The sequence below is a fragment of the Enterobacter quasiroggenkampii genome (genome assembly GCF_043972695.1).
Lineage (GTDB): Bacteria > Pseudomonadota > Gammaproteobacteria > Enterobacterales > Enterobacteriaceae > Enterobacter > Enterobacter quasiroggenkampii.
On record NZ_CP143745.1, the window covers coordinates 1,217,455 to 1,229,281 of the forward strand.

Annotated in this window: 12 protein-coding genes; all 12 read right to left on the minus strand. The window is 57.6% G+C overall.

Translation table 11 applies throughout. The features are described from left to right. Position 1: 1 nt before the first annotated feature. The 12 genes from V1572_RS05825 to V1572_RS05880 all read right to left on the minus strand — a co-directional run bounded on the left by V1572_RS05825 (position 2) and on the right by V1572_RS05880 (position 11,817). Entirely contained in the window at positions 2-742 is a 741-nt protein-coding gene (locus V1572_RS05825; RefSeq protein ID WP_045907718.1) for a transcriptional regulator, read from the minus strand. Positions 743-868: 126 nt separating this feature from the next. After that, a complete protein-coding gene (locus V1572_RS05830) occupies positions 869-1,825 on the minus strand; it encodes a spore coat U domain-containing protein (RefSeq protein ID WP_262790838.1) in 957 nt (318 codons plus the stop codon). After that, entirely contained in the window at positions 1,816-4,104 is a 2,289-nt protein-coding gene (locus tag V1572_RS05835; protein WP_395299779.1) for a fimbria/pilus outer membrane usher protein, read from the minus strand. The genes V1572_RS05830 and V1572_RS05835 overlap by 10 nt, the downstream gene beginning before the upstream one ends. After that, the gene (locus V1572_RS05840; protein WP_395299780.1) at positions 4,025-4,801 is read right to left on the minus strand and encodes a molecular chaperone; all 777 of its coding nucleotides are present in this window, start codon (positions 4,799-4,801) and stop codon (positions 4,025-4,027) included. Before V1572_RS05840 ends, V1572_RS05835 begins: the two co-directional genes overlap by 80 nt. Before the next feature lie 2 nt (positions 4,802-4,803). Then, positions 4,804-5,298, minus strand: a complete 495-nt coding sequence (locus V1572_RS05845; RefSeq protein WP_063620692.1) for a spore coat U domain-containing protein — start codon at positions 5,296-5,298, stop codon at positions 4,804-4,806. Positions 5,299-5,476: 178 nt separating this feature from the next. Then, on the minus strand, positions 5,477-6,115 hold the full coding sequence (locus V1572_RS05850; protein WP_048028608.1) for an EAL domain-containing protein: 639 nt from the start codon (positions 6,113-6,115) through the stop codon (positions 5,477-5,479). Between the two features lie 180 nt (positions 6,116-6,295). Continuing rightward, on the minus strand, positions 6,296-8,587 hold the full coding sequence (gene opgB, locus V1572_RS05855) for a phosphatidylglycerol--membrane-oligosaccharide glycerophosphotransferase (RefSeq protein ID WP_395299781.1): 2,292 nt from the start codon (positions 8,585-8,587) through the stop codon (positions 6,296-6,298). 270 nt (positions 8,588-8,857) lie between these two features. Then, positions 8,858-9,340, minus strand: a complete 483-nt coding sequence (locus V1572_RS05860; protein WP_021240596.1) for a DUF2501 domain-containing protein — start codon at positions 9,338-9,340, stop codon at positions 8,858-8,860. 83 nt (positions 9,341-9,423) lie between these two features. Next, entirely contained in the window at positions 9,424-10,161 is a 738-nt protein-coding gene (dnaC, locus tag V1572_RS05865; RefSeq protein ID WP_008502094.1) for a DNA replication protein DnaC, read from the minus strand. Then, positions 10,158-10,703, minus strand: a complete 546-nt coding sequence (dnaT, locus tag V1572_RS05870; protein WP_252033060.1) for a primosomal protein DnaT — start codon at positions 10,701-10,703, stop codon at positions 10,158-10,160. The genes dnaC and dnaT overlap by 4 nt, the downstream gene beginning before the upstream one ends. A 148-nt stretch (positions 10,704-10,851) precedes the next feature. Next, the gene (locus V1572_RS05875; RefSeq protein WP_008502092.1) at positions 10,852-11,280 is read right to left on the minus strand and encodes an organic hydroperoxide resistance protein; all 429 of its coding nucleotides are present in this window, start codon (positions 11,278-11,280) and stop codon (positions 10,852-10,854) included. A gap of 84 nt (positions 11,281-11,364) precedes the next feature. Next, positions 11,365-11,817, minus strand: coding sequence for a MarR family winged helix-turn-helix transcriptional regulator (locus V1572_RS05880; protein ID WP_023293337.1), 453 nt, complete (start codon positions 11,815-11,817; stop codon positions 11,365-11,367). Positions 11,818-11,827 lie beyond the last annotated feature (10 nt).

The window sequence follows — 11,827 nt, forward strand, 5'->3', positions numbered from 1 at the left end:
ATCACCACTCGTAATAGTAAAGCGTACGACAGGCGCTGGCTTTACCCTGCGTGAGGGAACATTGGGAGAGCACCAGCCGCCCTTCGTGGCCGTAGAAAAGCGTTCTCTGAATGTGCATATAGAAAATTGAATTTTTCAGGCACGGAAGATGGCCGTCCTTCTGAAGCGTTTGCGCCAGCGTAATCGCCTTCCCGTGAAACACGTCCGCCAGCGGCGTAAAGGTGTAGACAGGGCAGGTGCCAATGTGCGTCAGCAGATGGATCTCCCGCTGTGAATTTTCCGGCTTGATGAGCGCGATCCAGAGGCATAGCGCAACGACGACCAGCGTGAGCGCGCCGCAGAACAGCCATTCCGGGCGAACGCGCCATGCAGGTTTCGCCGTTTCGGCGGTCGGCGGAGCCTCCTCCAGCGGAGTGACCGTGACATCGGCGCTGAGCATAAAGCCCGTTTTCGGTACGGTAACGATAAACAGCGCGTCGGGAAGCAGGGTCGCCAGCATCTTGCGCAGAATGCTGATGTACTGGTTTAAGGAGTTGTTAGACCCCTGGAGCCCTCGACGATCCCAGACTTCCTGGAGAAAGGTTTCCCGTTCAACCACGTTCCCATGATGCTGAACCAGCAGCTTCATGATGGTATTGGCCGTACAGGTGAGGAGCTGCGCATCCTCATCCGGCGCATTGATAAGAGAAACAGAACCGTCCTCGTCGTTGTAGACGATGGCGTCAGCAAGCAGGTATTTCATAAGTTCTTGTAATAAAAACAGAGATAACGAATAAAAAGAGAAGGTTTACGCCTTCCGGGCAGCACTGCTGGCTATTTTAACGCCACTGTTACCGATAACATTGATCCAGACAGGATTTTGGGTGATTTAATAAGTAAGGGTGATAATCACGTCATCAATAAATTCCCCGGTGCCAGTTAGCGGCTGCGCCGGGACCTCGCCGTAAACGGTGTAGTTCTGGGTGCCGCCAGCGGGATTGGTGACCTGCAGCGCATCGCCGCTGCTTTGATCTCCCCAGCGTTGCGTGGCCGCTTCATCCTGCCAGAGCCCGTAGCGCAGGCACTGGCCCTCGCTGTTGCAGAGCTGCCGCTGATTACCGCTGGCATGGTTGCCTTTGCCCATCGCAAGGGTGAACGCGGTTCCGGCCGGACAGCGCGTGGTCAGGGTGGCGGTGGAACGCGTCGGGCGCAGGGTCGCGGTGCTGGTCAGGGTGCCGAAGTTAAGGGGCGTCACGCGCTCGATGTAGCATCCCTGGCTGATTTCGGCCTGCGCGCTGGTGCCGCCCTGCACCTGCTCCCCCTCTGCGGAACCGTCCGAGCAGTTTTGCAGGGCATCCTGACGCAGGGCGCTGTGCCAGGCGATACGCAGATTCATGTTGTAGTTGTAATAGTGGTAGGCCGGAAGCTGGCTTTGCCCTGCCGGAATGGTCGCGATAAGCGGAAAGGTACCGCTGACGTTGGCATTGCTTTCCGCAGCCAGAGTCTGCTGAATCAGGTTCCCGCTGCTGGCAGGCCCCAGCTCCTGAGATCGCGCTGCACCGTTCAGCAGGCGGAAGAGGAGGGTGTACTGTTTCCCCTCCTGATCCCCCGGCGAGATCATCTCAAAGGGCGGGGCGTCTACGCTGCTCAGGCAGACGTTGAGATATTCCGTCCTGCCCTCGTTGTCGGCCTGGCAGCTAAACTTGACCTCGGTGTTGACGGAGGTGGTATTGCCCGCCACGACGTTGCCAAAGTTAATGGCGGGCATGGAGGTTATCCAGCAGGCTGCCGCCATCGCCTTCACGGACAGGGCGAGCAGCAATAATAACGGCGCTCTTAGTGACACAGTTGTTCTCCGATATTCTGTATAGATGACGCGGTACGCGGTGCCGGAAGCGTGACCCGGCACTCCCCCTCACCGGTCTTAACCACCAGCTCACCCGGCAGGGGCGGATCTTCAAGCCAGATAAAGCCGTCGCGTCCCACGATGGTGGCACCCTGCGGCGTTGACACGACGCTGCCCAGCGGGAGCGGCCTGCGTCGGCTGTCGACCAGCCGGGCCTGAACCGTGACGGCGTGATGGACGTTAAACTCGACTTTGACCGCGCTGCTGTTGCCCGGTCTGGCATGCATGTCGGTGACGGGGGCGATCACATCGGCGGGCAGATCGAGCGGGTTAATGCTGACTTTGCTGTTGTGGTAGCGCGGCAGATCGGTCAGCAGGAGATAACCGTCTTCATCCGTTTCACCGGCCGGGCGGTTTTCCAGCATCACCGGTACGTGCCCAATACCGTGCGTGGAGACCAGCGCCATGCCCTGCTGGATATAGCGCAGCGCGTGCAGGCTGCCGTCGAGCAGCGTCAGGCTACCTTCGGCGGAGGCGTACTGGTTGCCCTGGCTGGCACTTTGCTGCAGCCCAACGTGCCATTCACCCGCGCGGCCCAGATAGCCTATGTCCGCATATTTTTCACGTCGTTCGCCAAAGCCCTGGCCCAGCTCCCATGACCAGCCGCCGGCCTCATCGTCCGGCTGGTGGCGATAATCCATGCGCGGCGTATCCCGGCTGGCCTGAGCGGAGAGCGTGTCCTCGCGACCCAATGGGACGGAAAACAGCAGCTGAACGTGACTCGACGCATCCGTAAACGAGCGGGTATAGCTCAGCGTGGTGGAGATGTGAGCCGGCAGCGACACCGACCAGGAGGCGTTGAGGTAGCGCTCTGTGCTGCCCTGAATGTTCTGCTGTACCCAGCCCGCGCCCACGGTACCGAAATGGGGGATGGACTGGCTTACCCACACGCTGTCGCTGCGCCTGACGGGCGCGGCACCGCTCATGCGGGCGTTGTCGGCGAAATCCGCTTCGGTACGGACGGTGCTGGCAGAAATGCCCGTTCCTCTGCCGTTCCACTGCCAGCCAAGGCCCCACTGAACGCCCTGACCGTAAGGGCTGTCGCTCACGGCAACGTGCTGGCTGACCACCCCTACGGCGGGAGAGACCAGCCAGTCAGCACCCGTGCCCACGTTGTGCAGCCTGCGCTGCTGCTCCGTATGCAGCGCCAGCGTCAGGTGATTATTCACCCCATAGCGCCAGCCTGCGTCCAGCAGCGGCGAGGCGGCATAGTCGTCGGAGTGCAGGGCGTAGTTTTCGCGCATCCAGCCGATGTCCAGCGAACCGCTGCTGAGCCCTTCCGCCAGCATGCCCGGGGCGCCGTAGAGATCGAGCTGTACGGCGCGACGCTGGCCATTGATATCGGTAATGACCACCTCCGCCTGCCCGCTTCCGGTGAAGGAGGGCAGGGTATCCAGCAGAAAGTCTCCTGGCGTGACGCGCTGGCTGCTCTGCTTAAGGCCGTCGATATACAAATCGACCGTGGAAGGCAGTACGGCGGTGTCGCTGTAGCGGCTGCGCGGTTCGGTATTGAGCTGGGGATTGAGCTCAAAGTTACGTGCCCAGTGCAGCCCGCCAAAGCGCACCTGTCGGCTCCAGCGAGTACCGGTGGTGACGCTGTCGCCCAGCGCCAGCGTGGTCAGCGAGTCGGTGTTATCCCACTGCCAGCGGGTTTCGAGACGCGTGTGGGTCGGTCGACCGGCGCTGTTTTCCTCCCCGGCATGGCTTGAAAAACTGCTGCTGAACGTTCCGGGCAGCCCGCCGGACGCGGTCAGCATGGTCTGGGCGTTAAGCTGGCGCTTCCCCTGCACGTCGCTGGCGTAGAGCGCGTATCCGAGCGTATAGGCGCTGACGGGCTGCGCATCAGGATAGCGGTACATCGGCGTGGGCTTCGAGACGGTCAGATGCTGCTGGCCTTCGAGCGCGTCGGCCTCTGCGGTAATCGACACCTGCTGGGACAGCACGTCAAGATTGACCTTCAGGCCCGGCAGGGAGGTCAGCTCAATCCACCCGGCGCGATCCTCCGGGGCGTGAAGCCCCAGCTTTTTCATGTCGCTGCGGCTTATCCATAGCGCATTATCCACCACCCGGCAGGCCCAAAGTTCGCCTCGCGGGGCGTGGTTCACGGTAATGGCCAGCCATTGCACGGTGTCGGCGGGGTCAGTCCGGGCTGACAGCATGAGCGGTAGCCAAAACAGGAGCGCGAGAAGCGAGCGGGCGCAGAGGTATCTGGCTGGCATGATGGTCATCATTGAGATAGACACGCAGCGTGCTGAGCGCGCGACGTGTGGGCTGCTTGAGCGATAAAAGGGCGGTTTGTCCCGGAAGCACATAGCCCGCCAGGCCTTTAATCGACCCTACAACTTTCCCATCGGCCGTCAGGGCCTCAAGGTGGCTCAGGCGGATGTGGCGGTTTCCGGCGTTAAAGCAGCGGAGAGTGGCCGGTATGTCTGCCTGCTCACAGCTCAGGGCATCGTGGCTGACGGGCGCGCTCTGGCTCCCGGCAATAAACACCGGAATCGAGTAGCGCAGCAGGAAGTGTACCGCGGAGGGGTTGGCGGCACGGGACGCGGCGTCCGGCAGTTCGTCGATGACCAGCCGGTAACTTTGCTCCTGCGCACGGTTTCCGGGCTGCATGACGATAATGCGCACCAGCTGCTGCTGGCCCGGCGCCAGTGATGTCATCGCCGGGCTGCTGACCACCTCCCCGGTGGCCACCAGCACATCTTTACCGTTTTTTTGCGTCCATTCGTACACCCGAATCTGCGCATGGATAGCCGCTTTCCCACTGTTAGTGAGATAGACCGCCGCTGCCCGCTGGTCGCTCTGCAGATCGAGCGTTACCGGGGCCACCTGAAGCGTGGCGGCCAGCGCGTAGCGCGACAGCAGCGCCAGCATCATGAGCCACAAAATGAAGCAGGGAAGGTAGCGACGCACGATCAATACTCCAGTTTTAACGTGATATCGTCGCTGTAGTTCCCTGCCTGGGCGGTTGTCAGCGCCCCGGCGTCAATGACGCCATACAGCGTTTCCTCCTGTTCCGCACCGTTGCCGGTATCGTCCAGGCCATTCGTACCGGTGATTTGCGTCTGTTTGCCTTCGTCAGCAAAGAGCTTCCACGCAATCTTCTGCGCGCCCGTTTCGCCATTTTCCGGCTTCAGCCAGAAGGTACCGTTTTCGCCGTCGTTGCTGGTGGCGGTGAGGGTGAACGGCGTGCCGTTGGTACAGACGATATCGACCTGCGTTTTGGCCTGGATTTCGCTCGACTCATCGGAGCCGTGACGCGAGAAGTTGAGGTCGTTGGCTTTGAGGGTGCACGACTTCACAACCTCGAGTGAGACGTGCATCGTCGCGCTTGCGGTACTGTCTGCGGCGATCGCAGCAGCAGGAAGCAGGAGAGCGGAACAACATACAGCGGTGGGAATAATTTTCATGATCTTTTTTCCTGACGTGAGTAACAGTGCAATTACAAAGCGAATGACTGAGCGTCCAGCAGGCAGCGTTTTTGATGGCATTCCGCCAGGTTGTGGCAGCAAAAAGTGGGGCAAGGCCATAAGCAGGCGTTGCCACGCAGAACGATGACCCGATCGCCAGCATTCGGAATAAAAGGGGTCATTTTCTCCCCCACAGATAGCCCTGGCCGTAATCGGCCTCGCTGGCGCGGGCCAGCGCGAAATCACCCGCGGTTTCGATGCCTTCGATCAGTACCTTGCTGGCGACGCGCTTGCACTCACGGGTGAGATGCAGAAACTTCGCCTGCTCGGTCCGTCCGTTCCAGAAGGTATGTTTGTCAATTTTGATGCCGCAGAAGCGGATCTGGCTGGTCAGCAGGTCGGGAAGAAGGTCTTCGCAGACATCGTCTGCCCACACTTCTATCCCCCACTGATGGAGCGTCGCGATGCATTTTTGCAGCACCCGGCTTTGCGTATCGTCGAGTTGGACCATCGTATGGAGATCGGTGATCTCGATAGCAAGTCTCTCCGGGCACGGGGTTTCTTCTTTTAGCCTGTCGAGGAAGTCCGTTTCCAGCAGTAAATCCGATGTCGCATTGAGATAATACTTGTCGCCATCCTTGCAAAACATGGCGTGACGAAGCTGCGCAAAGAAGTGCGCTTTACGCTGCGTCGCCGACATCGAGCCAAAGTAATCTTCAAGATTGACGTTGGGCTTTGCCGTGGACAATACCTCCCAGGCAATCACATTTTCACTGCGCAGTGCCCGGATGGATTCGAACTTATAGCCGGTTAGCATGATAAACGTGCGTAACGCTCCGTGGTGATTTCAGGAGCTGCACATTTTATGGATTTGGTTTTTGGCAGGATATTTATAGATAAAAATGGCTTATATAAAGTGTTTTTATCTAATTTATAATAATTATATAGGATTATTTATTTTCATAAGCGCCCAGCAGAACGCCGGGCGCGACGCGCATTAACCCGCTTTGCTGATGATTTTGATTTCGACCATGCCGATCCCGATCTCGCGCGGTGAATGCCCAAGGATATTCCCCTCGTTCGTGGACTGCGGGTCCGGCGGCACGATGACCAGGGTATTGCTGCGTGAAGGATTCTCAAAATGCAGCGTGTGCGTGCTCACGTCGTTTCCAAGCGTTAACGTCTGCTCCCGATCGCCCACGCGCACGGGGACGGGCTTGTTAGCATTCGGCCCATAGGCCCTGGCGGTGATCACCAGGTCGAACTGTTCCGGCAGGGGATGGGTGTACTCAATTTTCACCTCATTGCCCAGCTGCGCGTTGGACCAGCGTCCCCAGGACTCCGGCCGCGAGATGCCGCTAAACTGCTTCACTTCTTCCGGCGCGCCGGCCACGTTAAAGATAAAGCTGTCCGCTTTGTAGCGAATATCGTTGTCGACGATTTTCAGCATGTCGACGTTACGCTGATAGCGCGCGGTATCAATCACCGTATCATTGAAGGCGGTTTTGCCTTTCCAGTTTGCCTTATCCACGTGCTGCACGGTTTGCTCGCCGCCGAGCTGGCCCTGAGAAACGCACCAGTCGGTAGAGAGCGCCAGCGGCTGCGACCAGAGCTGGCCCATTTTGTAGCAACGGTCGACCCAGACGAAGTTATCGCGTGGCGCAAAATCGGCCAGTTGATAGCGCAGCGGCGCGGAATACTCGCTCTCTGGCAGCGGCTCAACGCGACCCTCCGACACGCGTACCAGCAGCGGCAGGCGGAAGTTGCTGCCTGAGAAGGCAATGGTGTTTTTATCCCGATCGACGGTGAAGTCCTTCATCTCTTTCGGGAAGTTCCACAGGCGGATGATGTCGGGCTTCCAGGCGAGGATTTTTTCCTTCATGTTGAGGAACACTTCCGACAGGGATTGCCCCGACAGCGTGCTGCGGCCCAGGCCAATAAAGTTGTCGCCGCCCAGGATGTCCAGCACGGTGGCGCCGTTATCCATGGAGTTGCGTTTGGTGGCGATCTCCTCCTGCTGCGGCTGGTCGCCGCGCAGGACGAAGAACAGATTGCTGCGATCCTGCTTGTTGAGCTGGTCCCACGCGCTGTTTTTCATCGCCAGGTGATCAGACGAGACGACGATGACGGTGTTTTTAAACCAGGGCGAGGCTTTGATTTTCTCGACCAGCGCGGCAATGTGCTCCTGACTGCAGGTGACGGCGCTAAATGATTTATTGTTTTTACCATCAATGTCATAGCTTTTGCGCTTGCAGGTGCGCGAGACAAAGCCGTCCGGATGGTGGGTGTCCACCGTCAGCGCAAAGAGAGAGAAACGCTTGCCCGCGCGGGACAGCTCCTCGAATTTCTTCCAGGTTTCGTCGAGTACCGTATCGTCATAGAAGCCCCAGTCGTTGCGGTAGCTCGGATCGGCAACCGTCGTTTTTAACTCTTCTGAGCCGTACAGGTGGTCAAAACCGTGGGATTTCAGGAACACATCTTTTCCGGCGAAGCGCAGGTTTGCTCCCTGCACAAAATAGTTTTCGTAGCCGGAGTTTTTCAGGATATCGCCGAGGCAAATATTCTGCGGGAAGAAGGTCGACATGGAGGCTGAGGCGTTACCTTCAAAAGGCGCGAACAGCGGGATACCACACTGGGAGGCAACCATACCGGCAATCGTGTAATCCGTACCGGGCAGCTGCATGGTGTGGCTGAAATCGAGACCTTCATTTTTCAGCGCACCCAGATCTGGCGTCAGGTTCGGGAAGGCATCGTTATCAAAGTACGTACGCTCCAGACTTTCACCGTAGATATAGACCAGATTGAGCGTCGGGTTAGCGATCGTTTTCGACGGCTCTTTGTAGTAAGCCGCGAAATCCGGATCGCCGTCGCGCGACTGGGATTTCACCAGTTCGGTAATCTGATGGAACGCCGGGCTGGCGTCGACGGAGGCCAGCGCCAGGAATAACGCCAGCAGGCTGTAGCCATGATGGTGCGGATGATGGCGACGTCGACGCAGCACCCAGGCCAGTGCGCCAAAAATGGTGACCAGCGCAACGACAAGGCCGAGCCCCGGCAGAATGTACTTGCTTACACCCGCGCCCGTCAGGCTGTTTGTCAGCGTGTAGAGCACCGCATCGTTAATGCCGTCACCGGTAAAGTAATCGCTGGCGTATAAGGTAATGTTTAAAATAATAAAAATGCCGAGCACCACCAGCGTGGCGATAAACCACCAGGTGTGACGGCCGGCTTTCCAGGCGTAAACGCCGACAGAAGCCAGAAAAAGGATAAGAGACAGGAATTCAGACAACAGCATATCCTCGTGACGCCAGATGCTTCGCTGGCTAACTGTTTATTTTTTGGGTCATACAATGTAATTGCGATGTCGTTAAGCTGCAATTTTAGTGTCACGAAAGTGTGCTGTTGTTAGGATTTGGTTTAGAAAATCGTTTTTATGAAGACGTGCACATCCTGACAAACGGACGCTGAGACGGTGGCAGGCAGGAAAAACGCTCATTTAGCGCCGCGTTGCAAGACTATCGCATTAAACGCGGCGTGTTGTGGCAGAAAATGGGGTGGATCAGGAGATGAAATTAACGCCTTGTTTCAGCACCAGATCGCAGGCTTTGGTTTTCACCTGTTTGGCCAGAGAGGAGTTGCCGAGGGTGCTCAGGTTAAGCTGCTGACCGTTCTGCGCGTTAAGCAGGCCCTGAATGCCGTCCATATAGTTGGTGTCCGCTTTTTGCTCCTGAGTATCCAGACCCAGTTTACCCAGCACCTGGTTTTTCACGTTTTGCGCGTCGGTCACGGAGGCCAGCTTTTGCTTCGCGCAATATTCCAGAATCCCCGCCGCGTTGTTCATCGTGCCCGCGCTCAGGCTCTGGGAACTGTTGCCCAGCAGGCTGGTGAGGGAAGAGGCGGAGAGTCCGCCCTGCGTGCTGCTGCTCTCTTTGGTCAGCTCGTTTGCTGCGCTTGACAGGGACTCCTGCCAGGACGCCGCCTGCGCTGCACCGGTTACCAGCAGCGCACCTAAAAAGGTGCTGATTAGAATCTGTTTTTTCATCATGGCTCTCTCAAAAAGGTCCGTTTTGGGCCGAAGGGGTTCCAGTATATACCTGCGACCTGTCGGCGATTCCTGGAACTGTCTTAATACTCTTTCCCGGTGACGCGGCTGCGGTAACTGTCCCAGTCGAAGATGACATACAGGCTGTTACCCAGCTTCATGCGGTCCATGACGCGTTCCCCCAGCAAGCGGGTCATCTCGTCGATGTTGTGGTTTGTCAGCATGCCGGTGGGGCGTTTGGATGAGGAGCGGCGATCGACAATCTGGTTAATGATCACCTTTTCATAGCGGGATTCCGTCTGAACGCCAATCTCGTCGATGACCAGCAGGTCGACATTACTCAGATCGTTAAGCAGCTGTTCTTCGCTGGTTTCGCGGTTGCTGAAGGTGTCTTTCATCGCGGACATGATATCGGCCACGGTGATGATCAGGACCGATTTACCGCGCAGAAGCAGCTCGTTGCAGATGGCGGCAGCCAGGTGGTTTTTGCCGGTGCCCGGCTTGCCGCTAAAGATGAAGCTGGCGATATTGCCGTCGAATTCATCCACGTACTGCCGCGCGGCGGCCAGCGCGTTCATCTGCCCGGTGGTCTCAATTTTATAGTTATCGAACGAGCAGTTCTGGTGCAGGGGACGAATTCCGGAACGGTTAAAGGTGCGCTGCATTTTCATCGCCCGATTTTCGCGGGCAAGCGCGGCGGCGCGGATCTTACCTTGCTCTTTTTGCCACGCCAGCAGCTCTTCACCGGTGGTGAAAGCAGGCTTCACGTTGGCAGGCATCATTTTTTGCAGACGTTTCATCAGGTCGCCGACGTTCTTCATTTCGCACCTCGGAATCCGCTGGGGATCTGTTTATCCGGTTCTGAAAACGCATTGATATCACGTTTTGGCTGACCATTGTTGCCGGCGCGGGTAATCTGGAGATGACGCGCAAGCTTTTGCTGCCACTGAATATGGGTGAACACTTTCCCTTCCGCCTGCCACCAGGCGGTAAACGCGGCAAGCTCTTCCGCGGTGGCGGGTTGGGTTAACGCAATGCCCCACAGCGCGGCCTGCCGCTGAAAATCCGCATCCGGCTGCCAGCCCGCATAGAGGGCAAATTTACCCATCGGAACGGTCACGGGAACGTTAACCGGTTCATCAAAGAACTGATTATCCAGCGTGACATCGCTTACCGGGCGTGACAATTGCGCTTCGATCTCCAGAAGCTGTGCCAGACGTTCCGGTGTGATTGCGTAAAACGCTGGCGCGTTGTCGGCAAAAACCGCAACCGTGCCCCCTTCGGCGTGGGTCAACACACCGCGAGGGTCGCGCATAAAGGCATCAATACCAGCAATGCTGGTGGTCAGAATTCTGGAGGACATAACGCTTACTCTACTGATGACTACGGGCGTGATATGGGCTTATGGTAGCACAGAGAGGGGAAAGGGAAGGAGGGGATTTCCCCGGCGGCGCTGCGCTTCCCGGGGCTACAGTTGTAGGCCTGATAAGCGCAGCGCCGTCAGGCAGTTATCACGCGATGATGTTCAGCGTGACGTCGATGTTGCCGCGGGTTGCATTAGAGTACGGGCAAACAATGTGCGCCGCATCGACCAGCTTTTTAGCTTCCGCAGGATCCATACCTTCAACATGGATGTTCAGTTTTGCTTCAATACCAAAACCGGTAGGCAGCGGGCCAATACCCACTTCGCCTTCAATAAAGGCATCTTTTGGCAGGGTAAATTTGTCGCGTGCGGCCACGAACTTCATCGCGCCCAGGAAGCAGGCAGAGTAGCCCGCGGCAAACAGCTGCTCAGGGTTGGTCACGTCTCCCCCCATGCCGCCCATCTCTTTTGGCACGCCCAGTTTGACGTCCAGTACGCCATCGGAGGAGGTGGCACGACCGTCACGGCCACCGGTGGCTTTTGCTTTGGCGGTATAAACAACTTTTTCTAAAGACATGGCAGGTTCCTCATCTTTTTTTAACGTGTGCTATTAAATAGCGTACGATATATATGGGTAAATAATCACGCGTAAAGTATAGCGTTACGCGCGGTGTAGCTGTTGTCGCAAAAGTTCGAGCTGCTGTTTGAGCGCCAGCAGGGTGTCAGTATCACACTGCGCTGCGCACCCCACCGCATGGGGGATACCCAAAGCCTGCTGCTGGAGCTCACGTCCCGCTTCACTCAGGGTGACGGCGACCTGACGTTCGTCTTTGCGTGAACGGTGGCGGTTGATGAGCCCGGCGCTTTCCAGACGCTTCAACAGCGGCGTCAGGGTCGCAGAGTCAAGGAACAACCGTTCACCGATGTCCGACACCGTCATATCATCCTGCTCCCACAGCACCAGCATCACCAGATATTGTGGATAGGTCAGGTTCAGCGGTGCCAGCAACTGCCGGTACAGCTTGTTAAGCGCCAGATTTGCCGAATAGAGGGCAAAGCAGAGCTGGTTATCCAGCTTGAGCGCAGCGGTTGCATCGTTCGTTTTCGCGTTCATGAGATGAATA